The following is a 25,931-nucleotide window of genomic DNA, read 5'->3' on the forward strand; positions in this document are numbered from 1 at the left end:
AAATCTATTTATGAAAACAATCAATGATCTTAATTTTAAAGATAAGAAGGCTCTGGTAAGAGTGGACTTCAATGTTCCACAGGATGATCAACTGAAGGTGACAGACAACACAAGAATTGTTGCTGTAAAACCAACAGTGGAGAAGATCCTTAATGATGGTGGTTCTGTCATCTTAATTACCCACCTTGGAAGACCAAAGGGAGAGGTTAAAGATGAATTTTCCCTTAAACATATTGTAGATGAAGTTTCTTCTGTTTTAGGACAGGATGTAAAGTTTGTTGATGAATGTATTGGTGAGAAAGCAGAGCAGGCAGCTGCAGATTTAAAACCAGGTGAGATCTTACTATTGGAAAATGTACGTTTTCATAATGAAGAGGAAAAAGGGGATGCTGCATTCGCTGAGAAACTTGCAAAGTTAGGGGATGCTTATGTAAATGATGCATTTGGTACAGCACACAGAGCTCATGCTTCTACAGCAGTAATTGCTCAGTATTTTCCGTCAACTAAATATTTCGGTTTACTGATGGCTAAAGAGCTTCAGGCTATCGATAAAGTTTTGAAGAGTGGTGAAAGACCAGTTACAGCTATTCTGGGAGGCTCTAAAGTTTCAACTAAAATTACCATTATAGAAAATATCCTTCCTGCAGTAGATAATCTGATCATTGGTGGAGGTATGGCATTCACTTTTATTAAGGCTCTTGGAGGAAAAGTTGGAAATTCTCTTGTAGAAGAAGATAAGCTTCCTCTGGCACTTGAGATTTTAGGAAAAGCAAAAGAACACAAAGTAAAAGTATATCTTCCTTCAGATGCTATCATTGCTGAAAGTTTTAGTAATGATGTAGAAAGAAAAGAAGCTGATATCTATGCAATCCCTGAAGGATGGATGGGGCTTGATGCTGGTCACAAGTCCAGAGATCAGTTTAATGATGTTTTGCTAAATTCAAGAACTATTCTTTGGAACGGACCAATCGGAGTTTTTGAAATGTCTCATTTTGCCGGTGGAACAGTTGCATTAGGGGAAAGTATTGCTGAAGCGACGAGACTTGGTGCCTTCTCTTTAGTAGGTGGAGGAGACAGTGTTGCTTTTGTTAAGCAATTCGGATATGCTGATCAGGTAAGTTATGTTTCTACCGGAGGTGGAGCAATGCTTGAAAGTCTTGAAGGACTTGAGTTACCAGGTGTAGCTGCAATCAATAATTAATAGAAAATAACAGATATTTTGAAGCCTGCTAATTATATTAGCAGGTTTTTCCATGTCTAAAAATTATAGAAAATCCTTTAGTCATGGTGGTTTTGATACTATTTTAGATATAACTTATAGTTATATAGTGAATGGTTGAATTCTTTTTCAATGACTTATGGTTTTCAGGAAATTTTGGCTCAGAATATTCATGTAAAATTGATAAGTGCAGGAAGCTTTTTTCTTGATTTTATTCTCATTTTAATTTGATCTATGACTATGATTTTTGCAATACTAAGGATAACAGAAAAGCTGTTTTTATCTCTGCATTTATACTCTGTATTTTGAAGGATACTTGGAGTTAAATTTAAGCTTCACGAAAATAATTTGATGATCACAGAAGGTAAATTAATTTTTTCTTCCAATAGAACGGATGATCATTATTTTTCAAAAAAGATTTAGAGAGGTGATCTTAAATTATCCGGTGAGGAAATTATACTTCATATTGATATGATTTTTAATCTCCGTATTTAGTTAAGAATGTAGCATACATAAAATTTGGTTTGTTTAAAATCTTAAATTTAACCGAATTATTATGTCACATTAAAGTGAAGGCTATGTATTTTATTGGTTATCAGTTATTAAACTGTTTTTCATGTTATTTTATTACGTATAATATTCTCCAAAAATTTTATAATAACAGTTGGAATTAGTAGGTAAGTGCCACAAAGTGAATAAGATAAAAAAAAATTTAATTTCTAAAACTTTTCCAGGATAGATTTAGTAACATTTATTTTCATCTTTTATGGTGTTAGGATTTTGCTTTGCGCCTTTAAATTCTTTTAATGATTCTGTTTTTAAATTTTGCTGGATTATTAATTTCATAGTTTTCTTTTTTGTCCTGTATTTGAAAAGATTGGCTAATTCAATTTTTTGAAGCTGGGAAAATTTAAAATGATAAAGTGGAGTAGGGGAGGTCTTCTTTTGTTTTTAATTGTGGAAGAATTTATTTTTGATAAAATCGGTTTTTCATTTTTTTTCTGTGCAGAAGCACTTTCCTCTTTTTTCTCATTTTTCTTATTAGAGCATTAAAAATCGACCTTTATAAATAGCTTAAATATCGATTTTCTATCTTTTTCCGATAATTTATATCTAATTATAATTTGAGGCTAAATTAAAGTCTAATTTGTAAGAATTTATCTTGCTGAGATTTTTTTTCTGTTTTTAAGCGTTAATTTTTTGTTTTTAGTGAAGAATGGAATAAAAGCTCAGAGAGAGCTGTAGCTGGATAAATTTTCAGTTAAGGTTTTTGAATTTCTTCTCTATTATCGAAATGGGGTAGGGGATGTTTTCGATGTGTAAGAAATAATTGTGTGTTGGATCTTATTTTGAAGTTTTGATAAAACTGAAGAAGAAATCGAAGTGTGGATTTGATCCTGAAAAAAGAAAAACCCAGGAGAAATATCCTGAGTTTTTATTTTTTAAGCTGGAAATGCTGAAAATTGACCTTCATAAATGGGTCAAAAATCGATTTTCTATCTTTTTTCGATAATGTATATTAAACTTGAAAATTCGTTCGAAAATAAGGCTTTTACGTTCGAAATTGTTCCGTAAACAATTGCTTTTAGCCAAAATAGAGGAGATTTTTTATATTTTTCGCTTAACATGGAGATGTAGTAGGAGTCAAGAACCAAAGGTTTAATTTTCCTCATTTTCCAATCCGGATTTTTGGAAATTAGATTTTCCATTCCATTTTTAGAAAAATGGTAAATATGTCTTGGCACATCATAAGCTGCCCAATATTCTTTGTAATGTTTCGCATCATAAGAAGTAGGATTGGGAACAGCGATAATAAGAATTCCTTTTTCTTTTAATTTTTCATGAAAGACTGTAAGCATCTCATCCTGGTTCTCGATATGTTCAAATACATGCCAGAGTGTAATAGCATCTAAGGTGTTTTCCTCAATTTTATTAATATCATCTGAGATGGTAGCCTTAGTTACTTTTCCTTGTGCTGCTTTTCTTGCATCCGAATCTGGTTCAAAACCGAACGTTTCAAAATCATTTTCTATATATTTTACAAACTCTCCGGCACCGCACCCGTAGTCCAAAACTTTTGATCCTTTTTTTATTCTGTCTACCAGAATATTTTTTTTATACTGCAGATTGAATGATTGAAGAAATTTGTAAAGCTTTTCTTTGAGGCTTCCAGAATCCTGATGGTGAGAAATATAATCTTCACTTTCGTAGTATCTGGAAATATTGGATGGGATAGGAGTGGTTTTAAAAACTCCTTTTGTTTCAGTTTCTTTAATCTCAAATATTTCCTGTGAAAGAAAATGATCTTTTATTTTCATTGAAGTAAATAGCTTTTATATGATAAAAAAATTAAAATATTCAGAAGTGTTTTACGCTTTTAAATACCTTAATTTTGTTTTTATTTTCAAATGTTTCACGTGAAACATTTTTTTTTATCGTCCTAAGTAAACTAATAAAACGTTAATGTCTGCTGGGGAAACACCACTTATTCTTCCTGCCTGTGCAATAGTCTTCGGACGTACGTTAGACATCTTCTGTTTTGCTTCTGCAGAAAGGCTGGAAAGCTTTGTGTAATCAAAATCTTCAGGAATTTTAATGTTTTCCAGACGATTTAATTTAGCAACATTTTCTTTTTCTTTCTCAATATAACCTTTATATTTAATATTGATCTCTGCCTGCTCTCTTACTTCATCATTATATTGAGTAGAAACTTCTTTAATAAAGTCGATTTCATCCAGTTTTTCTAATGTCATATTAGGTCTGGTAAGAATTTGAGCTGCTCTGTAAGCCTGATCTACTGGGCTGCTTTCAATAGATTCAAGAACCGGATTGATAATACCTGGTTTTAAAGAAGTTTCACGAAGAAACTCTTCAAGTGACTGACTTTCAGATATTTTAGTTTCAACTCGTCTTAATCTGTCTTCTTTTGCTAATCCTAGCTGGTATGCTTTTTCTGTTAATCTGATATCGGCATTATCCTGTCTTAATAGAAGTCTGTATTCGGCACGTGAAGTAAACATTCTGTAAGGTTCTTCAGTTCCTTTTGTAATCAGGTCATCAATTAATACTCCAATATAAGCTTCATCTCTGTTTAGAATAAAATCTCCTTTTTCGTGTACTTTATTATGTGCATTGATTCCGGCAATTAATCCCTGGCCGGCTGCTTCTTCATATCCTGTTGTTCCATTGATCTGGCCTGCGAAATATAAATTGTCGATTAATTTTGTTTCCAGCGTATGTTTCAATTGGGTAGGAGGGAAGTAGTCATATTCAATAGCATAACCCGGACGGAATACTTTTACGTTTTCAAATCCTGGTATATGTTTCATTGCCTTGATCTGTACATCCTCAGGAAGAGAAGAACTGAATCCGTTTACATAGATTTCTACAGTTTTCCATCCTTCCGGTTCTACGAAAAGCTGATGTCTGTTTCTTTCTGCAAAACGATTAATTTTATCTTCAATACTTGGGCAGTATCTTGGGCCTAAACTTTGAATGGTTCCATTAAACATTGGACTTCTGTCAAAACCTTCTCTCAAAATATCATGTACCGTTTCGTTGGTATATACAATATGACAGCTTAATTGTTTTGTCAGTTTCGGTGTATCAAGATAGCTGAACTTTTGAGGATTTTCATCACCTTTCTGTTCTTCCATTTTTGAATAATCCAAACTTCTTCCGTCTACTCTCGGTGGAGTACCTGTTTTCATTCTTCCTGCTTCGAAACCTAAAGTGACCAATTGTTCTGTAATTCCAAAAGCTCTTGGTTCACCCATTCTTCCTCCGCCTAATTGTTTATCTCCAACGTGGATTAATCCGTTAAGGAAAGTTCCGTTGGTAAGAACTACAGATTTTGCTTTAATCTCAATTCCTAAAGAAGTAACAACTCCTGCTACTTTATTATTTTCAACAATCAGTTGTTTTACCATATCCTGAAAGAAATCAAGATTGGGAGTATTCTCTAATGCTAAGCGCCATTCTTCGGCAAAAAGCATTCTATCATTTTGGGTTCTCGGAGACCACATCGCAGGACCTTTTGAAAGATTCAGCATTTTGAATTGGATGGCAGATTTGTCTGCCACAATTCCGGAATATCCTCCCATTGCATCAATCTCTCTTACGATCTGTCCTTTTGCGATTCCGCCCATTGCCGGGTTGCAACTCATCTGTCCGATGGTCTGCATATTCATTGTAATAAGTAAAGTTTTTGAACCGAGGTTTGCTGCTGCTGCTGCTGCTTCACAACCTGCATGTCCGGCACCTACTACTATTACATCATATATTTCTGAAATCATTTTTATCTCGCTTGTTTAAGCTTTAAACCTTATCTTTATAACCAATGTTTCACGTGAAACATTTTTGGAGAATGCACTCTAGGTAAACTTACATTGTTGCTAGAATAGAGTACTTTAGATATGGGATCTTAAGTGATTGTTCAATTCTAAAACTTTAAATCCCTATATTTGTCCAGGTACAAATCTTCCATTCTCCGCATCTCTTTTTCTTCCTCTTCCGTCTTGTCTTTATAGCCTACAAGGTGTAAAATACCATGGGCTAAAACCCTTCTTAATTCTTCTTCATAATCTCGGGAAAGGGTAGAGGCGTTATCAGAAATGCGCTGCAAAGATACGAAAATCTCAGCGCTTATTGTCTTGCCTTTTACATAATCAAAAGTGATGATATCTGTATAATAATCATGCTGCAAATAATCCTGATTGATCTTAAGAAGATATTCATCATCACAGAAAATATAATTGATTTCTCCTGTTTTTTTTCCTTCTGAAAGAATAAGATCTTCCAGCCATTTTTTGTAATCTGTACTTACTGACTCTGGTAAGTTTTCGTAAAAGAACTGTATCATTTTTTTTAAAACCAGTGTCCTAAAATAACACTGAATATACCTTTTTGGTTGTTTTTAAGTGAGTGGCTGAAGTTTACTTTTATCTGCCCGAAAGGAGATTTGTAACCTGCCGTTATTCCTAATGAGCTATAATTTACTTTAACTGCATCTTCAAATTTAATATCGTTTGATAAATTAGCAAAGGTAAAGTTTCCACTGATAAAATAGTTTTTATTAAACTTAAACTGGATATCATTGGATGCCAGTATTACATTGTTTGTATAAAGCTGGGCAAAATAGAACCCTCCAAAACTTTTAAAATTCATGAGATTCTGCTCAAAAATTCCTCCTAATCGATATTGATAATAGGCTGGAAGATTGTCACCAAGTGTAACCCCTCCAAATAAATTAAGACGATAACTGAATTGCTTGCCAAGTGGAATATTAAGCTTAAGATCTGCTTTAATCTGAATGATTCTTTTATCAACTTCAGACTTCAATAGGTCTACAACCTTTCCTTCTGCCGCAAAATAAACCCCTTTTGTCGGGAATTCCTTGTCATCCTGGGTATCAGTTTTTATAAAGACGTAAGGGTTCAGAAAACGGCTGTACCGCCTGTTATCTCCATTGCTGTTTTCTGCTTTAAAATAGTCATGGCTTATACCACCCCCAATGGCAAATTTGTCCTTCCATATGGATTGTATATAGGCTTCATTTCTGATCCATTCCCAGCGGTCTACTACATAGTTGTCTATATTTTTTATATCAAAGCTCATTCCTGACGAATAAAGACCAACTCCCGGAATGTATCCGTTATCTACAAAATAATTCAGATAATATCTCAGACGATCTCCTACAACGACGTCCAGAGAGAGGTTTGAATTTTTAAATAACAGTCTCTTCGCCGAATAATTCAAAAGAAGTCCTGTTTTAAAAACTTCATCATAATGAAGTCCGAATTTCAAGAAATGACGGGCATCATCTTCAGTTATGTAAAGCTTCAGATAGTTGGCATCATTCTCCTGAACAATATCATAATTGATAAATTTGTAGTTGTTGGTAGCAACCAGTTTATCAATCATTTTATTAATACTTCCATAAGTCTGCAAAGAGGGAAGGCGTAACCCCATTTTCCCAAGGGTATAGTTTTTACCATAAATTTTACTGCCTTCAATAGAAATACTATCTATCTTATAAACGTTGGAATATATAGGATTTACACGCTGTCTGAGGCGGTCAAATGGTTTCTTGGGAAGCTGGTCCAGAATCTGGGAATATTTCAATCCTTCCACATATCCGCTGTCCAGAATTTTCTTTTTATCATCATAGCTTGTAGCAGACATTCCTTTCAGGTTGGGTTTGATATTGATGTCCGTATATTTATATTGTCTTCGGGTATCTTTTTTGATTCCAAAATCAATGACCTGGTTCAGAATGGATATAATATTGTTTAAATCCTCTCTTTTGGATAGATCCTGATTAAGGTCTACGCCGATAACAATATCAATTCCTTTGTCCTTTAAAGGCTTTGATGGATAGTTTACCGTCATCGCTCCGTCAATATAAATACTGTCGCCAATTTTTACTGGATCCATTAAAGATGGAAAAGCCGAGCTTGCCATGATAGACTGCACCAGATCTCCTTTTTCAAAGATCTGCATATTTCCGCTTTCAAGATTGGTGGCGACGCATAGGAATGGAATAGGCATCTTAGAAAAGTCTTCAATATTGGAAACGTTTTTGAAAAGTTCTTTCAGAAGATAAACGTTTCTCTGGCCGGTGCTGATAGAAGAGGGAAGTGTGATTTTTCCGTTTTTAAGCGGAATGGATAAAAGGTATTTATCTACAGATTTATTGAAAAAGCTGGCTTCCTGCCGGGACTTCGGATCCATAATGAGAGAATAGAAATCCGTATCCATGACTATTTTTTCTATTTCTTTTCCGGAATACCCGGCGGCATACAATCCGCCTACAATCGCTCCCATACTGGTTCCCGAAATATAGTCCACTTTCACCCCCAGGGAATCTAATACTTTAAGAACTCCGACATGTGAAAATCCTTTAGCTCCACCACCGGCAAGCGATAATCCGATCTTTGGGTTTTTCGGGATTACCAAATCTTTTTTTACCTGAGAATGGATCAATAACAATTGGAATATGGAAAGCAGAATCAGGAGTTTTCTCATAGTTAATCTTTTATATAAATCCGTTTCACCCGGGGCGAAATGGAGGTTAATACTTCATAGGTTATCGTTTTGCAGTATCCTGCGAATTCTTTTAAACTTGGTTTGGCGTTGAAAACAGTTACCGTATCACCTTCTTTTACATTCGGAATATGGTCTACATTGATCATCATCATATCCATACAGATATTTCCAACGATAGGCGCTAATGTTTTATTCACACCAACATTTCCTACCTGGTTTCCGATCAGTCTTGGAATTCCATCTGCATATCCCACAGGAATCGTTGCAATTCTTGTAGGATGATCAGCTTTATATCTTCTGCTGTATCCTACGGATTCCCCGTTTTCAACGGTTGATATCTGTGAAATTACGGTTTTAAAGCTTACAACAGAACGTAATTGTTTCTGAATTTCAGGATCTGCTGATTCTCCCAGCATACCGATTCCGATTCTTACCATGTCATACTGGTGATCTTTATAGCTCGTAATTCCTGCTGAATTCAGGATATGGCGGATAGGAGTGTACCCTAATTTTTCAATAAGGTAACTGGAATTTTTATCAAAAACCTCGAGTTGTTTTAATGTGAATTCTTTTTCTTCAGGCATATCAGAAGATGATAAATGGCTGAACATGCTCTGTACCTTTACATTTTTCCGGCTTAAAGTCTCGCTTAACTGATCCAGCTCAAAATCTTTAAAACCAAGACGGTGCATTCCGGTTTCCAGCTTTATATGAATAGGATATTTCTTGTCGTATCCGGATTTTTGAACGGCTTCATAGAATAATTCCAACACTCTGAAACTATAAATTTCAGGTTCAAGATTATATTCAATAATTGTCTGATAGCTGTGCTGCTCAGGATTCATCACAATAATAGGAGTCGTGATCCCTTTTTTACGAAGTTCTACACCTTCATCAGCATAAGCTACTCCGAGGTAATCTATATGATGGTGCTGAAGAAATTCTGATACTTCATAGCTTCCCAATCCATAAGCATTGGCTTTTACCATGGCCATCATTTTAGTTCCTGGCTTCAGAAGAGATTTATGATAGTTGATATTGTGAAGGATTGCATTAAGGTTTACTTCCAATACCGTATCATGTTTTCTGAGCTCAAGAATATCTTTTAGTTTTTCGATCTCAAATTTTCTGGCTCCTTTCAGTAGAATGATCTGATTTTCTATTTCAGTAAGATGTTTACTTTCAATGAGCTCTTTGGTATCAATAAAAGTATAGGTTTTAGCTTTAAATAATTCACTAAAGTTTGATATTTCATCACCAATTAAGAATACAGAATCAAAATGCTGCTCATTCACAAGTTCAGAAACTTCTTCATATAATTCTTTAGCATTGGAATTCACTCCAACGATATCTGTTAAAACCAGCGATTTTTTAGATTTATTATATTCATTTAAAAACTGAAGGGCAGTCATCAAAGAATCGAGGTCAAGATTAAAAGAATCATTGATGACAATATTGCCTTTAATACCTTCAATTGCTTCAAGCCTCATTTCAACGGCTTTTAAAAGGTTGATTTTTTCAACGATCTTTTTATTTTCGATATTCAGTTCCTTAAGTACGGAGATAAGCGCCATAGCATTGGTTAATGTTGCTTCGTCTCTCTGGTGAACCGGAAAACTGATTTCTTCACCAAAATATTCAACAATGATGTTTTCATCTTTGGAAATATTGTTTTTGATGAATACCTGGTTCTCTTTTTTAAAACCGTAAGAAATTAATTTTTTATCCGAATATGAATTTTTAATTTTTTGATCAACCAGAGCATTGTCACCATTATAAATGATCACTTCGGAATTTTTGAAAAGAATGATCTTTTCATCAATCAGTTTTTCCTCGGAAGAAAAGTTGGCGGCATGTGCAGTTCCAATATGAGTTAACAATCCGATCTGAGGGTGGAAAATATTTTCAAGTTTTTCCATTTCATCCGGTTTTGAAATTCCCACCTCAAAAATTCCCAGCTGATGTGAGCTGTTGATTTGGAGAAGAGAGAGGGGAAGGCCGATCTGAGAATTAAAACTCTTGGGGCTTTTTACCGTAGGAAATTCATTCCATACACATTGATACAACCATTCTTTTAAAATAGTTTTACCATTACTTCCCGTAATTCCGATAGATTGTAAGTGAGAATGTTCGAAATGATACTTTGCTAATTTTTGAAGAAACTCTACGGAATTTTCAACAATAATCCAGGTTATATTTTCAAATTCCGGATAATGATGTTCAGAAATAATGACATTGATACCTCTGTCCATTGCAGATTCAATAAATTTTTCACCGGAATTTTTCTGAGTATTGATGGCAATAAAGGCTGTATGTTTGGTAGAATAAATAATTCTGCTGTCGTACGCTATATTTTTGATCAATAAATTTCCGTCTCCAATGATCTGTGCATTGGTGATCTCTGCAATGTGTTGTATTGTATAATTCATTGGTACCCTTTCTGCTTTATTTTGAGCGAAACTGCAAAAAGGTAAAAACTGAAAAAGAATAAAGACCGTTCTGTAATCTATTTCTTTTTTACTATTTTACAATAAAGCATTTCGCTTTTCATTTTATATTAAGTGAATATATTGTATGTTTTGTGGCAAACAGCTGTTTTTCTCTGTTTTGCCTTTATTCATTTATTATTTTCTTTTTGAAAGTACTTCGTCAATAAAAACACGGCGGCTTACTGCTTCATAGCTTTCAGTTTCTCCCAATTCTACCAGATTATCTCCCTGAGAAGTTCTCATGGAATAGTTGGCCAGATTACCTGTTCTCTTACAAATAGCATGCACTTTTGTAACATATTCGGCAGTCGCCATCAAATTAGGCATGGGTCCAAACGGACGGCCCAGAAAGTCCATATCCAATCCTGCAATCACTACTCTGATACCGCTATTGGCAAGCTGGTTGGCCACATCAACAATGCTTTCATCAAAAAACTGAGCTTCATCAATGGCTACTACATCACAATTGGAAGCCAGCAGAAGAATTTCATTAGGGTTTTCTACTGCGGTACTGCGGATTTTATTCTGATTATGAGATACTACATCCTCCTCAGAATATCGGATATCCATTTTAGGTTTAAAAATTTCCACATTCTGTCCTGCCATTTCCGCTCTTCGCAATCTGCGGATAAGTTCCTCGGTTTTACCGGAAAACATAGAGCCACAAATCACTTCCATCCAACCACTTTGTTTGGAATGATTAATTGTATTTTCTAAAAACATTTGTTAAATTAGCCGTATATTTTTAACATCAAAAGTAAGCAATTTTAATAAGAATCTTATTATGCAGAATATCCAAGATTTAAAGGAAAAGATTTTTTTTGAATCCATGAATATCATTGATAATCTGGACAAAATAAGCAATATAGACGAATTACTTTCCAAGCAAGATCTTGTAGATGAGCTTGCTAACAGGATTTCTTTTTTGAAACTGCTGGAAAAAAATATTGAATACTTCGTAGCAGATAATACGGCGCAAAATCCGGATCATCAGTATGTCTCGTTTGTTTCAGGTGAAACAGAACATCATGATACAGGAAATGAAGTGATGGAAGAAGAAGCTATTTTCAATAATGAACTGAACGAAATTGATGAAAATGAAGTTTTTTCAGATGAATCTGAAGAAGAAGTTGTTTTCAATAATCAGTTGAATGAAATTGTTGAGAATAAATTCCATGAAAATATCGTAAGTTTTGTAGAAGAAAACAACGAAGAAAAACTAGCTGAAAATATTCAGGAACAGACTTCCGAATATGAAACCCTGGAAGAAGAAGCTGCTTTCAATAATGAACTGAATGAAATTGATGAAAATGAAATTTCTGAGGAACAGAGAGCTGTTTTGAGTTTTGTAGATGAGGATAAAATTCTGGCAGATTCTACACCGGATTCGGATGAAGATCTTAATGAAGATCTGTTTCATAATGAAGTAACCGAGGAAGAAGCTGTTTTCAATAATCAGCTTAATGAAATAGAAGAACAGGAAGAAGAAAGTATTGAGCCGGAATCTGAAAAAGAAAAGTATTCTGCAGTAGTAAATGATGTAAAATCTTCTGTAACGGAAACAATTCCGAGCATTTTTGATACAGAAACTCTGGATGATGAAATACTGATTGAAGAAAACGAAGAGCAGTTTGTAGCTTCGAACATTTCCATAGAGCAGGGAGAAATGGCAACAGAAACTTCCAATGTAGAAAATATTCTGAGTGAGATTAAAAATGACCATTCAGAAGAACCTGTAAAAGAAGAAAGCATCCTTGCCGAAGTGTATGACCGAAGAAAAATTGTTGAAATCGACAAACCTGTTCGTGAAGAAACAGATAAACATCCTTCTGATGAGAGCTTCGAAAATTTAGAAGAATACCATCGGGAGAAAAAAATAAAATTAGCCAATATCAAAGGAATGAAGGCTGTTCAGTCACTTTTTGATGACGATCATCTGGAGCTTTCCAAGGAAGAAAAAACAACGCCGGTTGTAAAAGAAGATAGCGGAAGTATTCTGAAATCCAATATTCCAACACAATTCATGGAGGCCGACAAGCTGAAACCTGAATTTAAGCTGGATCTGAATGACAGACTTGCCTTCACGAAGATGCTTTTTGAAGGAAGCCAGGCTGATCTGAACGATACCGTTTACCAGCTGAACCAATTCAGAACCCTGGAAGAAGCCAAAGAATATCTGAGCGATCTTTATTACGACAGAAAATGGAATAAGGTGGATGAATATGCACAGAGACTTTGGATATTGGTGGAAAATAAATTCTTATAATTTTGAGCGGAATCCTATATTTTGTTCCCACACCAGTCGGGAACCTGGAAGATATGACATTCAGGGCGGTAAATGTCCTGAAAGAAGTTGATTATATTTTATGTGAAGACACCAGAACGTCCGGAGTACTTTTAAAACATTTTGAGATCTCCAAGCCTTTGAAATCCTATCATTTACATAATGAGCATCAGGCTACGGAGAAAGTGATTGCAGACCTTAAAAACGGCCAGAATATCGCTATTATTACCGATGCGGGAACACCTGGTATTTCAGATCCGGGATATTTGCTGGCAAAAGCAGGAGCTGATAATAATATTGATATGATTTGTCTTCCCGGAGCAACCGCTCTGATTCCGGCCCTTGTGGTTTCAGGACTTCCTAATAATGAATTTCTATTCGCAGGATTTCTGCCTCAGAAAAAAGGACGACAAACCAAACTGAAACAACTTGCCGAAGAGAAAAAGACTATTGTTCTTTATGAAAGTCCCCATAAAATCAATACTACGCTGGAGCAGATTAAAGAATTCTTTGGAGAAGAAACCAAAGTAAGCTTAAGCCGGGAGATTTCTAAAAAATTTGAAGAAACTAAACGTGGAACAATCAATGAATTAATTGAATTCTCCAAGAGTAAAACTTTAAAAGGGGAGATCGTTCTTATTGTCAATAATTCTATTTAATTTTCTTTGAAAAAATTAGTTTTTGTATTGTGTTCTGTAGTCTGTACAGCACAGACTAACCAATATATGAAGGTGATCCTGTCGAAAAAAACAGGAAAAGAGATCAGTTCTTATTCGGAGGGATATGGAACATTCTATGATACTGGTTACAAGAAACAGGGAATTGTAGATTCTTTAGGAACCATAACATTTGAATCTTCTTACAAAGGAGGTATTCTGCATGTTTTCAAAAACCGTTTTATCCTTTATTCTGATGAAGGAAATAGTAGAAAATCAGCCGTTATTGACGAAAAAGGGAATGAACTTATCCCTTTGAATGATCAGGAGTTTAATACACCTTGGTGGAGTGAAGAATGCATCATTTCATCAAAAAAAAATGCAGAAGCAGTCTATGATTTTAACGGAAAGGAAATCATTCCTTATTCAGAAAAGATTCGTTTTTCAGGGAAGAACAGACTTTTGGTTTTAAAGGATAAAAGATGGTTTCTGTATGACTTTAAAGGAAAACAGCTCAGCACCCGGGAATTTAAAGAAGATTATAGCTTTGAAGAGGGCAGAGCACTGATCATCAATGAAGACAATGAAAAAGAAATCATTGGAACTAATGGGCAGACCCTTCACAAATTTTCTAAACTGGTTGTCAACATTAATGCTTATCCTTATCTGATTAGTCAAAATAAAGCTACAGGAAAATATGGTTTAATTGATACTGATGGAAATACAATTGCTGAAGAAATCTATAACGATATCACTCCGGAATATTTTGGCAGAAAGGAGTATATCTACCTTACAAAAAACGGAAAGACAACAGTTTTCAATAAAAAAGACAGAAAGCTGTATGCGCAGACTTTTAAATATGTAAATCCTTTACTGAATAATTATTTCGGTGTCTATAATGATAAGGTAAAGAAATATGGAATTATAGACCTGGAAGGGAATGTGATTGTTCCACAGGAATATGATTTTATAAGAAGCTTCACCATTTCCGGGAAAGATTTTATTTACCTTAAAAAAGGAAATGAAGAGAAATTTCTTGATAAAGATCTTAAAAATATTGTAGGAGATGGGGTTCAGATTTTGGGTTTTTACCCTGATAATTTAATTATTGGAAAAGAGGATCGTTACTACAGGTTTTCTGTGAAAGATCAGTCATTATCTGAATTGAAAAATATCAGCCAGATAAAAAATGAAGATGTTGAATATTTTAATCCCCTTAATCAGTATTCAAAACCTTTGGTATGTAAAAATAAAGACAACTTATATGGAATTCTGGATGCGGAAGGAAAAGAAATTGTACCGTTTGTTTACGAAGATATTATAACATTCGGGAATGCTGAAAACGAAATTGTCGTTAAAAAAGAAGGGAAATTCGGGGTTTCCAATTTTCAGCATGAGCCTCTGAAAGAGATTATTTATGATAAATATTTCTGGCAAAAAGAGGTATTAAAACTAGACAAAAGTAAAAAAACAGACTTTATTTATTTCACCAGATTTAAAAATAATTCCCTTCAACTTTAATGAAAATCCTGATAATCATCAAAAAAATAGTAGTATTTTGACAATTTAAATGGGTTGAATAACATTTTATAATATCTTTGCAAACCGTTTAATTCCAGAAAGGAATTGTAGAAACATGAAGAGGCAGCTGTCACTAGCTGAACGAGTTATAAAAGAAAATAATTGTCAATAGATATGAAAATATTAGAAGGAAAAGTAGCACTAATTACCGGAGCTACAAGAGGAATCGGTAAAGGTATCGCTGAAATGTTTGCTCAACAAGGGGCAAAAGTAGCATTTACCTATGCTGGCTCTGTAGACAAAGCAAAAGAATTAGAAGCCGCTTTAAGTTCTGTAACCCAGGTTAAGGGATATCAGTCTGACGCATCAGATTATGATGCTGCTCAGAAATTGGTGGAAGAAGTAATGGCGGAGTTTGGGCAGATTGATATTTTGATAAACAATGCAGGGATTACAAAAGATAACCTGCTATTGAGAATGTCCAAAGAAGATTGGGATAAAGTAATCAAAGTAAATTTAGATTCAGTTTTCAACCTTACAAAAGCGGTAATCAAGCCGATGATGAAGGCAAGATCAGGATCTATTATCAATATGACTTCTGTAGTAGGTGTAAAAGGAAATGCCGGACAGGCAAACTATGCAGCTTCTAAAGCGGGGGTAATAGGATTTACAAAATCTGTAGCATTGGAACTAGGATCAAGAAATATCAGATGTAATGCTATTGCACCTGGATTTATTGAAACAGAAATGACTGCTGTTCTGGACGAAAAAACAGTTCAGGGATGGAGAGAAGAAATTCCAATGAAGAGAGGAGGACAGCCTGCAGATATTGCCAATGCTTGTGTATTCTTAGGCAGCGAAATGTCAGCATACATTACCGGACAGACGTTAAATGTTGACGGCGGAATGTTAACGTAACAATATAAAAAGGCTGCATATGCAGCCTTTTATTTTCTTTTCAGATCCTTAGTTAAAAACCTGGTTTTCCTGTTCCTGAACCCTGATAAAAGTGGTTCTTTTAGAAAGTTCCTTAAGCTTTGATGCCCCTACATAAGTACATGTAGATCGTACACCGCCCAATATATCTTTTACAGTATCTGCTACAGGTCCTTTATAGGGCACCTTCACGGTTTTCCCTTCAGAAGCACGATATTCTGCAACACCTCCTGAATGCTTATCCATGGCTGTTTTGGAACTCATTCCATAGAAAGAACGATATTTTTTACCGTTTTCTTCAATCATTTCTCCGCCGCTTTCGTCATGTCCTGCAAACATTCCGCCCAGCATGACAAAATCTGCACCACCACCAAAAGCTTTTGCCACATCTCCGGGTACTTTACATCCTCCGTCAGCAATGATATGTCCTCCCAGACCGTGAGCGGCATCTGAACATTCAATAATCGCTGAAAGCTGAGGATATCCTACGCCGGTTTTTACTCTTGTAGTACACACTGATCCGGGACCAATACCTACTTTGATGATATCTGCCCCAACCAAAAGAAGCTCTTCTACCATTTCTCCGGTAACCACATTTCCTGCCATAATTATTTTATCCGGAAAATTAGCCCTTGCTTTCTTCACAAATTCAACGAAATGCTCAGAGTACCCATTGGCTACATCTATGCAGAGAAACTCTATTTTTGGGTGTTTTTCGAGGATGAATTTTATTTTTTCTTCATCAGCTTTCCCAGTTCCTGTACTTAAGGCAATGTATTGGTGAATACTTTCGGGCTGGCTGTTGAGAAACTCGCTCCATTCCTCAGGAGTATAATGTTTATGAACCGCTGTAATAATTTTTTCTTTGGCCAGCTCTACGGCCATTTCAAAAGTTCCTACCGTATCCATATTTGCTGCAATTACCGGTACTCCTGTCCATTTTTTCTTAGTATGTTTAAAGGTAAATTCTCTTTGTAAATCAACTTCTGAACGGGATTTTAAAGTAGAACGCTTAGGGCGGAACATTACGTCCTTAAACCCCAGTTTTATGTCATATTCTATACGCATTTTGTAATTATTTGTCAGAATAAAGGTAGTAAATAATCCTGAACAGACAGTTTCTTAGATCATGGATTTTCCTGTTTATGGAACAAAAAATACGGTTTGAAATAAGTTTTCAAACCGTATTTTAATTATTTGAAAACTTCGCTCTGTTCTGAATCGAAGCTTCTTATGTTTCCAGAATTATTTCTCCTCTTTTACATCTGCAAAAGTCATCACTTCTTCCAGGGTTTTCATGTATTCGTATGCCGTAAGGTCAAACTTTACCGGAACAATAGAAATATATCCGTTAGCCAATGCTGTTTCATCAGCATCTTCAGAATCATCCATATTGTTGAAATAACCTGTTAGCCAGTAATATTTTTTACCGTGCGGATTGATTCTTTCATCAAAACTTTCTTCCCATTTGGCATGAGCTTGTTTACAAACTTTTACCCCTTTTATTTCATCGGCAGGAAGTTTTGGAATATTAACATTCAGTACAATTCCTTTTGGCATTGGGTTTTCCAATGTTCTTCTTACGATATTCTGAATAAATTCCTTAGCCTGGGTGAAATCTGCTTCCCAGCTGAAATCCAGTAATGAGAATCCAATCGCAGGAATTCCTTCCACACCAGCTTCTACGGCAGCGGACATTGTCCCTGAATAGATTACATTGATCGAAGAATTTGCTCCGTGATTGATTCCTGAAACCACAATGTCAGGTCTTCTTTTCAGAATTTTGTCAAGAGCCATTTTTACACAGTCAACGGGAGTTCCACTGCAGGAAAAATCAGTCTGCGGACCGTCCAGGGTAACTTCTTCGTAACTTAGGGTAGAATTGATGGTAATAGCGTGCCCTTTTCCACTTTGAGGAGAGTTGGGGGCTACAACCACTACTTCTCCGATTTCATTCATAAAACTGACAAGATTTCTGATACCAGGAGCTGTAATTCCATCATCATTAGTCACCAGAATAAGTGGTCTTTCCATAAATTATCTTTAATTTTTTATTTAAATAGAGTGAGTTTGCTCATTTAAGAATTGAACAAACAGATTTTCAACACATCAAATGTAGGTAAAAATCAGGAGCCATAAAATACCAGATTGGGATTGGCTATTGTGAAAAGAGAAATAAAATTCTCATACATTGACTTGTAAAATGAGAAACTAAGCGTAAATAGGAAAAGAACGAAGTACACAAAATAAAACTGAAATGAAGGGAATTTAATATAAATTTCATTTCAGTTTTAATTTAAACGGTTTACAAAATAATTCACTAGTCTAGAGGTTTTCTGCCAGAAATGATATTATAAAGAATAACGATAATGGCAATAACCAGTAAAACGTGAATTAAATAACCTGTGCTCATTCCGGGAACGATTCCTAACATTCCTAATAGCCAAACAACGATGCAGATGACTGCGACTAACCATAGTAAACTTTTCATGACTTAATATTTTGAATTTGTATGGTTAATTCTCTGCATATTTTGTGCCTTTATGGCTGAAAATTAATTTTTGTGGTATGTATTTTTTGTTTTTTTGATTAAAAAATGAAACTTCAGATATGTCCTAAAAAACACTTGTCTGTATGATTTTGTAATGAAACACCCTGACAATAGGAAATGACTAACACTGTTTTGATTATTTGCAAATCTCTTTAAATAAAAATGGCTAAAACTGTCGATATTTGTAAATAAGGTATTAAATTTGATCATTTGTAACAGTACCAAAATTACTGCTACTAATTATTATACTTATTTTAAAAAAATTAATAAATAAAGACAGTTTATGTGGAAAAATTTCAAACTGAATAAATTTTTACTCCTGATTCCATTAACCAGTCTAATGTTTTGTTTCAACTCGCCACAGAATGACGATGAAAAGATGCAGACGATAATGGTGAGCGTAAAAAATACACTTTCTTATCTGCATTATAGCCCGAAATCTATCAATGATGCCTATTCGAAGGACGTTTATAAGCATTACTTCGAATTGGTAGATCCAGCGAAAAGATATTTTCTGCAATCTGATATGGATGAATTCAACAAGCATGAAACCAAGCTTGATGATTATATCGGACAAGGTGATCTAACTTTCTATAAGCTTACGATTGACAGGCTATACCAAAGAGTGGATGAGATTGATAAAATCACACAGGATATTTTCAGTAAGCCAATCAATCTTCAGGAAGATGAAACGCTTACCCTTGAGCCCAAACTAAAAAAAGTACCTGCCAACAAACAGGAACAGTATAATGAGTGGAAAAAATTCATCAAATACAATATCCTTCAGGAAGTTGAGTCGATGAATAGCAAAGAAGAAGCTCAGAAAGAAAAGAAAGACTCTGTTCAGAAGTATAAGCTGAAAGATACTATCAAGTTTAAGCCTCTTACTCAGGACGAAAAGATCAAAAAAGCCACTGATGAAGTAAAAGACCTTGTAAAAGATACTTTCACAAGATTCAAAAAGAGAAAGAAAATGGATTGGTTTACCGTGTATATGAATGCATATACAGAAGTATTTGATCCACATACCAACTATTATTCTCCAAAAGATAAAGAAGATTTTGATACGCAGTTTACTGGAAAAGTAATCGGTATCGGAGCATTAATTCAGGAGAAAAAAGGAAACCTTTACTTAGGAGCTCTTACCATTGGTGCACCGGCATGGAAGTCGAAACAACTTTCTGAGGGTGATAAAATCCTGAAAGTAAGATCAAAACCGAAAGAAGATGCTGTAAATGTAGTAGGAATGCTTTCTGATGAAGCGGTAAGACTCATCAGAGGAGAAAAAGGTACACCGGTAACATTAACGGTTCAGAAAAAAGACGGAACAATTAAAGATGTAACCATGATCCGTGAAGAGGTTGCTATTGAAGATACTTTTGCAAGAAGTATTGTAGTGAATACTCCAAATGGTAAAAAATACGGTTTCATCAACCTTCCAAGTTTTAATGCTGATTTTGAAAATGCCAAAGGAAGAAACGCTTCTGATGACATCAAAAATGAGATCATTAAACTGAAAGAACAGAATATCCAGGGAATCATTCTTGACCTTAGAAATAATGGAGGAGGTTCTTTAACTGAAGTAGGAGATATTATGGGACTTTTCATGGAAGCTGGTCCTTACGTTCAGGTAAAAGACGGAAACGGAAAAATTCAGACGCTTAAGAATAAAAATGAAACTCCAATCTGGACAGGTCCGCTTGTTATTATGCAAAATGAACTTTCGGCTTCAGCTTCAGAAATCCTTGCAGGAGTAATGCAGGATTATGGCAGAGCTATGATCATTGGATCTCCACAGTCTTTCGGAAAAGGAACAGTTCAGACTTTTGTGGATCTGAACAGATTCCTGAACACGGAAGATGATTTCGGATCTTTAAAACTGACGATCCAGAAATTCTACAGAATTACAGGAGAATCTACGCAGAGAAAAGGAATTGTTTCTGATATTCAGATGAAAGATTTCTTTACGTATGCTGAAGTAGGAGAGCGATATGATGATTATGCATTGGCCTGGGATAAAATTCCACCTACAAAATTCCAGAAACTGAACTACTTCAATATTCAGGCGCTGGAAAAAGCAAGTGCAGACAGAATGGCTAAAAACAGCAATTATCAGTTGTTATTAGAATCCGCTCAGTGGAGAGAAAAACTGGATAAAGAAGAAAATATCACTTTAAATATTACGAAGTTCAATGAGTTGATGAAGAACAGAAAATCTCAGATTGAAAAGTTCAAAGCTTTGACTAAATTTGAGAACGGACTTCAGTTTATGATGTATCCAAGTGAAATTGAAAGAGAGAAAAAAGACGAAGCCTTCAAGAAAAAATCTGAAATGTGGATCAAGAATCTGAAAAAAGATCTTTACCTGCAGGAAGCAATGAATATTGTCTCAGATATGGGAGCTAAATCCTAAACATAAAAAAAACCGCTAATGAAAATTAGCGGTTTTTTTATTGAGTAACAGGATTACTTAATCTCTACACATCCCACTCTTCCTCCGGCATTCCCGGTAGGCTGGGTATGGAAATCATCTGCTGCTGCGTGTACAATAAGACCTTTCCCTATAATGTTCTTAGACTCATCCGTACATCCCAGACACCACTTGTCTGTCTTGAAAGTCAATGTTGCAGTTCCATTCTGATCAGCAACCAGGTTTCCTATATCTCCCATATGGAAATGTTCAGCGCCCCATTTACCATGATCATTCTTCGAAGGATTCCAGTGTCCACCTGTAGAAGTCCCGTCTGCCGCAGAGCAGTCTCCTTTTTCATGAATGTGTACTGCATGGATTCCAGGAGTAAGGTTAGTGATGTCAAGCTTCATTGTTACGTCATTTCCATTTTGAGTAAACTTCGCTGTTCCTCCTGTCTGTGTTCCGCTTTTGGCATTTACAGAGTACGTTTTTGTTGTTCCGCATGAAACGGCAAAAACAGCAAATCCCACCAATAATGCTAATGTTTGTACTTTCATTTGTTAAATGATTTATAGTGATTTTAGGATAAATTTAAAAAAGATTTTCCAAAATGCTTTATGATCTCAGTCTTTTTTAAAAAACCTGCCTTGAATGATCACTGCAATACAGCTTGATTTTATCCTAAATTCTGAAACTTTGTTCTGAAGACTTACTTCTTTAAAAAGAGCGGTAAAAAAGCTTATTTTAGTGGATAAAAAGCTAGTTATAAACCAGATCCTAAGGCAGCAAAGAAATAAAAGATGATTATTCTCTATACATTCATCAGTGAAGCAAAACACCAGTCTCTTCTGGACAGGCATCTGCCAGCTTTTCCTATAGAAATCAGGAAAGGTATTCTGAGATACAAAAGATGGCAGGATGTTCAGTTTTCTTTGCTGGGAAAAGTTCTTCTCCAATATGGTTTGAAGACCTATTATAATATCTCCGAAGCAGAAATAGTGATTTTTCCCAACAAAAAACCTCATTTAAAGGCACATGAAATTTATTTTAATATATCGCATTCCAAAGATCTTGTGGTCTGTGCGATCGCAGAATATCCTTTGGGAATTGATGTAGAATTTCGAGATCCGAAGATAAATTATCAGGATTTTATGGTTCAGATGACCGCCCAAGAGCTTCAGGAAATTCAGAATGGAGAAGATAAAATAAAAGAATTTTTTACTTATTGGGTGAGAAAAGAAGCTGTAATAAAAGCTCATGGAGCCGGAATGATGCTTTCGCTGGATTCTTTTGAAATAATAAATAACGAGTGCAATATTGAAGAGGAAAAATTCTTTACCAAAAAGATTTTTATTCACGAAGATTATCACACCTGTATTGCCTCTTCAGATCAAAAAATTAAAACTGTAATTCCACTTATCACCTATTTGAAGAGTAAGTTTTAATGTAAAAATGAAGCTGATTTCTGAAAATAGCAATAAAAGACAACTTAATTTCATGCTGGAGAAATATCTTTGTAAACTAACACTTTTGAATTGGAAGAGTATAAAAAGCGGATTGTAAAAACAATTCAATATATTGATAACCATATTGATGCAGACTTGTCTCTGGAAAAAGTTTCAGAGGTAAGTGCCTATTCTCCGTTTCATTTTCACAGAATATTTAAGCTGGTTACGGGAGAAACGCTTCAGAATTATATTATCAGAAAGAAAATAGAAAAGAGTGCACTTCACCTGGCTCTGCATAAGAATATGGAGATCAAGACAATTTACTGGGATCTTGGATTTTCCAATCATTCGGTTTTTTGCAAAACATTCAAAAAATATTACGGCCTTACCCCCACAGAATTCAGGAAATCGGCGCCGGAGAAATTTCACAAGATTTTACAAACACAAAGCAAGAACGGACAAGTTGATACGGTTTTCAGCCAATACATTTGCAATATAGAAAACCTGTTAAATTGGTCTAAAATGAATTTAAAAATCGAAGTAAAAGAATTGCCGGAAATGAATCTGGCAGCAGTAATGAGCCTTGGAATCGCTCACGTGGAACCCGCCTATAATGTATTGATAGACTGGGCAAAAAAGAAAAGTCTTTTTCCCCGTGAAAACCTTAAAATGATCTCTGTATACCATGACAGTTTTAAAGTGACGCCGGCAGATAAAGTAAGGATTCACGCATGTATGCTTCTGGATGAAAAACTTCAGCAGCAGGAGGGAGAAGTCTTTGCGGAAAAAATAGATGCCGGAAAGTTTATCGTAGGAAACGGAGAGGTTACACTGGATGACATTGAAAAATGCTGGGCCTACCTGTTTATCTGGATGAATGAGAATAACTATTCCATCAGAAGAGTATTCCCTTTTGAAGTCTACCATTCAAATTTTAAAGAGCATCCGGAAGGAAAAATGATCGTGGATTTTTGCATTCCGATACAGTAATTTCCCATTCGGGAGCAAAACAATGCCTTTCAGTAATAAATTTTTTACAGGAAGGCATTTCTCATGCTATTTTTGACCCAGAAAACAATAAAAATGAAAACACAAGAACAAAACATCCTGTTTCTGATTCTTCTTCTCACTTCAATTATGGGATATTCCCAGGTGAAAATCTCAGGAAAAGTATCCTTTAAAAACAAAGGTGTAGCAGAAGTAAATGTAACGCTGAAAGATACCTATGATGGTACTACAACAGATGCTCAGGGTAATTTTACGTTTGAAACTTCAGAAAAAGGAGCTCACAAAATAACTTTTAAACATCCGAAATATGAAGATGTCGAAAGATCGGTCTCTATTGAAAATCAGGAGATTTCTTTGAATGTAGATCTTAAGGAACAGATCAGTGAGATTGATGCAGTGGTCGTTTCTGCAGGATCTATTGAGGCCAGCGATAAGAAAAGAGCAACAGCATTACTTACCCCAATTGATATTTATACAACAGCAGGAGCGGACGGACAGATTTCTTCAGCTTTGACTTATCTTCCCGGAGTTCAGAAAGTAGGAGGAACAGAAGGACTGTTTATCCGTGGGGGTACGGGAACGGAATCTAAAATCTTTATGGACGGAAGTCTTATTAACAATTATTTTTCTAATTCTGTTCCCGGGATTGCAGGAAGAGATCAGTTCAATACTTCTCTTTTTAAAGGAAATATCTTCTCAAGTGGTGGTTATTCTGCTCTGTACGGGCAGGCTCTTTCCGGGGCATTGATGCTGGAAAGTGTTGATCTTCCGGATGAAACTTCCTATAATTTCGGTATTTCTCCTATTTTCCTGAGCGCAGGATTTCAGAAGTTGGGAGACAATAAAAACTATTCTTATGGAGCTACAGCAGGATATTCTCTTTTAAGCCTGATGCAGAAAGTCTTTCATTTTAACACTGATTTTGTAGAAGCGCCACAGGGCCTTAACGGAGATCTGAATTTCAGATTTAAAACAAAGTCAGGAGGCTTTTTCAAATATTATGGAATGTTCAATTCCAATAAGATGGGGGTAAGATCTGAAAGTCTTGAACCCGGTAACGATTTCAGTCTGGTAAAACTAAATGGTAAAAATACATTTCACAATCTCTCTTTTAAACAGAAATTTGGAAAATATCTGCTTAACGTAGGTGGTTCTTACTCTTATAACAGATCTGATCTTCATTTTTCTACAGAAACCAATGATGTTGAAGCCAACAGAAGCCAGCTTCTGACAGATGGAAATTATCTGAACTTCAAAGCAGTTCTTGAAAGAAAAATCAACAGAATCAGTGCTGTAAGAGGAGGAATTGAGTTGAATAATACGGATGAAAATCTGAATTTTGAAGCCGTAAATAAGCATTATAAAGATTTAATCTCCTCTGCTTTCGTGGAAACTGATCTTGGTTTCAGCAATGCCCTGTCAGCAAAAATAGGAGTAAGAGCAGAGCATTCTTCATTTTTAGGAAAGGATAATATTGCCCCTCGTTTTGCGATTGCCTACCGTCTTGCAAAAGATTGGACCACTTCGTTAGCTTATGGAATGTTTTATCAGAATCCGGAAAGTAAATATATCAATGGACCTGCCAATCTTGGTTTTCAGAAATCACAGCATTATATTTTCCAGGTTCAGAGAGCCTCAGAAGGCAGAACTTTACGTTTCGAGGCATTTTATAAAAAATATGACCAGTTGATTAAAACTTTCAATATTACCCAGGATAAAGAACAAAATCAGCAGATCCAAACCGCTTTAAACAATGATGGATACGGATATGGAAAAGGAGTTGAATTCTTCTGGAGAGACAATAAAAAGACATTTGAAAATATCGATTATTGGATCAGCTATTCTTATCTGGATTCAAAAAGGGATTTCCTGAATTATCCTGTAAGCCTGCAGCCGGGTTTTGCGGCTGAGCATACCCTTTCAGCGGTAGCAAAAAGATTTATTCCGGAATGGAAACTTGGAGTCAACTTATCATATACCTATGCTAAAGGACGTCCTTATTATGATATTGCCTCTACATTTAAAGATGGAAAAGCAATAAATTTCATCCGGGATGAAGGAAGATTACAAGATTATAATGCATTAAACTTCAGTATTAATTATCTTCCGAATATCGGTAAAAAAGATGCAAAAGCTTTTCCGGTATTTGTACTGAGCATCAGTAATATCTTGGGATCAAAGAATATATATGGCTATAATTTCTCCGCCAACGGTTCAAGAAGCTCTGCCATTGTTCCGCCAGTCAATACTTTCGTGTTCATAGGAGCATTTATAAGTTTCGGAGTAGATAAAACAGATGATGCCATCAATAATAATTTATAAAAAACATATCTTAGAACAAACAATAAACTAACTTTTA

At 35.2% G+C, this 25,931-nt stretch carries 19 protein-coding genes; 9 read left to right on the forward strand and 10 right to left on the reverse strand.

Annotated elements, in window-relative coordinates; all coding sequences use genetic code 11:
* The first annotated feature begins 10 nt into the window (after positions 1–10).
* Positions 11–1,201: a phosphoglycerate kinase gene (locus FB551_RS15775; RefSeq protein WP_047426464.1), complete on the forward strand. Its 1,191-nt coding sequence runs from the start codon at positions 11–13 to the stop codon at positions 1,199–1,201.
* Between the two features lie 1,514 nt (positions 1,202–2,715).
* Here the strand turns inward: FB551_RS15775 and FB551_RS15780 are convergent.
* The 6 genes from FB551_RS15780 to FB551_RS15805 all read right to left on the reverse strand — a co-directional run bounded on the left by FB551_RS15780 (position 2,716) and on the right by FB551_RS15805 (position 11,478).
* Complete coding sequence (locus FB551_RS15780) at positions 2,716–3,537, reverse strand: class I SAM-dependent methyltransferase (RefSeq protein WP_142018201.1); 822 nt, start codon at positions 3,535–3,537, stop codon at positions 2,716–2,718.
* A gap of 114 nt (positions 3,538–3,651) precedes the next feature.
* The gene (gene mnmG, locus FB551_RS15785; protein ID WP_142018202.1) at positions 3,652–5,514 is read right to left on the reverse strand and encodes a tRNA uridine-5-carboxymethylaminomethyl(34) synthesis enzyme MnmG; all 1,863 of its coding nucleotides are present in this window, start codon (positions 5,512–5,514) and stop codon (positions 3,652–3,654) included.
* A 146-nt stretch (positions 5,515–5,660) separates the two neighbouring features.
* Positions 5,661–6,080: an rRNA maturation RNase YbeY gene (ybeY, locus tag FB551_RS15790; RefSeq protein ID WP_142018203.1), complete on the reverse strand. Its 420-nt coding sequence runs from the start codon at positions 6,078–6,080 to the stop codon at positions 5,661–5,663.
* 5 nt (positions 6,081–6,085) lie between these two features.
* Complete coding sequence (locus FB551_RS15795; RefSeq protein ID WP_142018204.1) at positions 6,086–8,245, reverse strand: patatin-like phospholipase family protein; 2,160 nt, start codon at positions 8,243–8,245, stop codon at positions 6,086–6,088.
* A gap of 2 nt (positions 8,246–8,247) precedes the next feature.
* The gene (locus tag FB551_RS15800) at positions 8,248–10,695 is read right to left on the reverse strand and encodes a bifunctional UDP-N-acetylmuramoyl-tripeptide:D-alanyl-D-alanine ligase/alanine racemase (protein ID WP_142018205.1); all 2,448 of its coding nucleotides are present in this window, start codon (positions 10,693–10,695) and stop codon (positions 8,248–8,250) included.
* A 195-nt stretch (positions 10,696–10,890) separates the two neighbouring features.
* A complete protein-coding gene (locus FB551_RS15805) occupies positions 10,891–11,478 on the reverse strand; it encodes a thymidine kinase (protein WP_034694049.1) in 588 nt (195 codons plus the stop codon).
* A gap of 61 nt (positions 11,479–11,539) precedes the next feature.
* Here FB551_RS15805 and FB551_RS15810 point away from each other — a divergent pair, with 61 nt between their 5' ends.
* The 4 genes from FB551_RS15810 (at position 11,540) to fabG (ending at position 16,134) form a co-directional block, all read left to right on the forward strand.
* On the forward strand, positions 11,540–13,021 hold the full coding sequence (locus FB551_RS15810; protein WP_142018206.1) for a hypothetical protein: 1,482 nt from the start codon (positions 11,540–11,542) through the stop codon (positions 13,019–13,021).
* Positions 13,022–13,023: 2 nt separating this feature from the next.
* On the forward strand, positions 13,024–13,698 hold the full coding sequence (rsmI, locus tag FB551_RS15815; protein WP_047426478.1) for a 16S rRNA (cytidine(1402)-2'-O)-methyltransferase: 675 nt from the start codon (positions 13,024–13,026) through the stop codon (positions 13,696–13,698).
* A 6-nt stretch (positions 13,699–13,704) separates the two neighbouring features.
* Complete coding sequence (locus FB551_RS15820) at positions 13,705–15,216, forward strand: WG repeat-containing protein (protein WP_142018207.1); 1,512 nt, start codon at positions 13,705–13,707, stop codon at positions 15,214–15,216.
* Between the two features lie 174 nt (positions 15,217–15,390).
* Positions 15,391–16,134 carry a 3-oxoacyl-[acyl-carrier-protein] reductase gene (gene fabG / locus FB551_RS15825; RefSeq protein ID WP_047426483.1) on the forward strand — a complete coding sequence of 248 codons (744 nt, stop codon included), beginning with the start codon at positions 15,391–15,393 and terminating at the stop codon, positions 16,132–16,134.
* Between the two features lie 48 nt (positions 16,135–16,182).
* On the opposite strand, the gene FB551_RS15830 is transcribed toward fabG, so the two are convergent.
* The 3 genes from FB551_RS15830 to FB551_RS15840 form a co-directional block, all read right to left on the reverse strand.
* The gene (locus FB551_RS15830) at positions 16,183–17,220 is read right to left on the reverse strand and encodes a GMP reductase (RefSeq protein ID WP_142018208.1); all 1,038 of its coding nucleotides are present in this window, start codon (positions 17,218–17,220) and stop codon (positions 16,183–16,185) included.
* Between the two features lie 177 nt (positions 17,221–17,397).
* Positions 17,398–18,186, reverse strand: coding sequence for a 5'/3'-nucleotidase SurE (gene surE, locus FB551_RS15835; protein ID WP_142018209.1), 789 nt, complete (start codon positions 18,184–18,186; stop codon positions 17,398–17,400).
* Positions 18,187–18,472: 286 nt separating this feature from the next.
* Positions 18,473–18,643, reverse strand: a complete 171-nt coding sequence (locus FB551_RS15840) for a lmo0937 family membrane protein (RefSeq protein WP_047426491.1) — start codon at positions 18,641–18,643, stop codon at positions 18,473–18,475.
* Positions 18,644–18,986: 343 nt separating this feature from the next.
* On the opposite strand from FB551_RS15840, the gene FB551_RS15845 reads away from it, so the two are divergent.
* Entirely contained in the window at positions 18,987–21,116 is a 2,130-nt protein-coding gene (locus FB551_RS15845; RefSeq protein ID WP_047426494.1) for a carboxy terminal-processing peptidase, read from the forward strand.
* Positions 21,117–21,169: 53 nt separating this feature from the next.
* Here the strand turns inward: FB551_RS15845 and FB551_RS15850 are convergent, their stop codons facing one another.
* Positions 21,170–21,673 (reverse strand): superoxide dismutase family protein, encoded by a 504-nt coding sequence (locus FB551_RS15850; protein ID WP_142018210.1) that lies wholly within the window; start codon positions 21,671–21,673, stop codon positions 21,170–21,172.
* Between the two features lie 243 nt (positions 21,674–21,916).
* Here FB551_RS15850 and FB551_RS15855 point away from each other — a divergent pair, with 243 nt between their 5' ends.
* The 3 genes from FB551_RS15855 (at position 21,917) to FB551_RS15865 (ending at position 25,894) form a co-directional block, all read left to right on the forward strand.
* Positions 21,917–22,561, forward strand: coding sequence for a 4'-phosphopantetheinyl transferase family protein (locus tag FB551_RS15855; protein ID WP_142018211.1), 645 nt, complete (start codon positions 21,917–21,919; stop codon positions 22,559–22,561).
* A 90-nt stretch (positions 22,562–22,651) separates the two neighbouring features.
* Positions 22,652–23,554: an AraC family transcriptional regulator gene (locus FB551_RS15860; RefSeq protein WP_047426501.1), complete on the forward strand. Its 903-nt coding sequence runs from the start codon at positions 22,652–22,654 to the stop codon at positions 23,552–23,554.
* A 93-nt stretch (positions 23,555–23,647) separates the two neighbouring features.
* Positions 23,648–25,894, forward strand: a complete 2,247-nt coding sequence (locus FB551_RS15865) for a TonB-dependent receptor (RefSeq protein WP_142018212.1) — start codon at positions 23,648–23,650, stop codon at positions 25,892–25,894.
* The last annotated feature ends 37 nt before the right edge of the window (positions 25,895–25,931 follow it).

This window comes from Chryseobacterium aquifrigidense (genome assembly GCF_006716485.1).
In the GTDB taxonomy this organism is placed as follows: Bacteria; Bacteroidota; Bacteroidia; order Flavobacteriales; family Weeksellaceae; genus Chryseobacterium; species Chryseobacterium vietnamense.

What these genes read in the sequence shown, in the direction of transcription:
- FB551_RS15795 (WP_142018204.1), bottom strand. Translation starts at nt 8,245, where the DNA reads ATGAGAAAACTCCTGATTCTGCTTTCCATATTCCAATTGTTATTGATC.
- FB551_RS15800 (WP_142018205.1), bottom strand. Translation starts at nt 10,695, where the DNA reads ATGAATTATACAATACAACACATTGCAGAGATCACCAATGCACAGATC.
- fabG (WP_047426483.1), top strand. Translation starts at nt 15,391, where the DNA reads ATGAAAATATTAGAAGGAAAAGTAGCACTAATTACCGGAGCTACAAGA.
- FB551_RS15805 (WP_034694049.1), bottom strand. Translation starts at nt 11,478, where the DNA reads ATGTTTTTAGAAAATACAATTAATCATTCCAAACAAAGTGGTTGGATG.
- surE (WP_142018209.1), bottom strand. Translation starts at nt 18,186, where the DNA reads ATGGAAAGACCACTTATTCTGGTGACTAATGATGATGGAATTACAGCT.
- FB551_RS15840 (WP_047426491.1), bottom strand. Translation starts at nt 18,643, where the DNA reads ATGAAAAGTTTACTATGGTTAGTCGCAGTCATCTGCATCGTTGTTTGG.
- FB551_RS15830 (WP_142018208.1), bottom strand. Translation starts at nt 17,220, where the DNA reads ATGCGTATAGAATATGACATAAAACTGGGGTTTAAGGACGTAATGTTC.
- FB551_RS15865 (WP_142018212.1), top strand. Translation starts at nt 23,648, where the DNA reads ATGAAAACACAAGAACAAAACATCCTGTTTCTGATTCTTCTTCTCACT.
- FB551_RS15810 (WP_142018206.1), top strand. Translation starts at nt 11,540, where the DNA reads ATGCAGAATATCCAAGATTTAAAGGAAAAGATTTTTTTTGAATCCATG.
- FB551_RS15775 (WP_047426464.1), top strand. Translation starts at nt 11, where the DNA reads ATGAAAACAATCAATGATCTTAATTTTAAAGATAAGAAGGCTCTGGTA.
- mnmG (WP_142018202.1), bottom strand. Translation starts at nt 5,514, where the DNA reads ATGATTTCAGAAATATATGATGTAATAGTAGTAGGTGCCGGACATGCA.
- FB551_RS15845 (WP_047426494.1), top strand. Translation starts at nt 18,987, where the DNA reads ATGTGGAAAAATTTCAAACTGAATAAATTTTTACTCCTGATTCCATTA.
- ybeY (WP_142018203.1), bottom strand. Translation starts at nt 6,080, where the DNA reads ATGATACAGTTCTTTTACGAAAACTTACCAGAGTCAGTAAGTACAGAT.
- FB551_RS15780 (WP_142018201.1), bottom strand. Translation starts at nt 3,537, where the DNA reads ATGAAAATAAAAGATCATTTTCTTTCACAGGAAATATTTGAGATTAAA.
- FB551_RS15850 (WP_142018210.1), bottom strand. Translation starts at nt 21,673, where the DNA reads ATGAAAGTACAAACATTAGCATTATTGGTGGGATTTGCTGTTTTTGCC.
- FB551_RS15855 (WP_142018211.1), top strand. Translation starts at nt 21,917, where the DNA reads ATGATTATTCTCTATACATTCATCAGTGAAGCAAAACACCAGTCTCTT.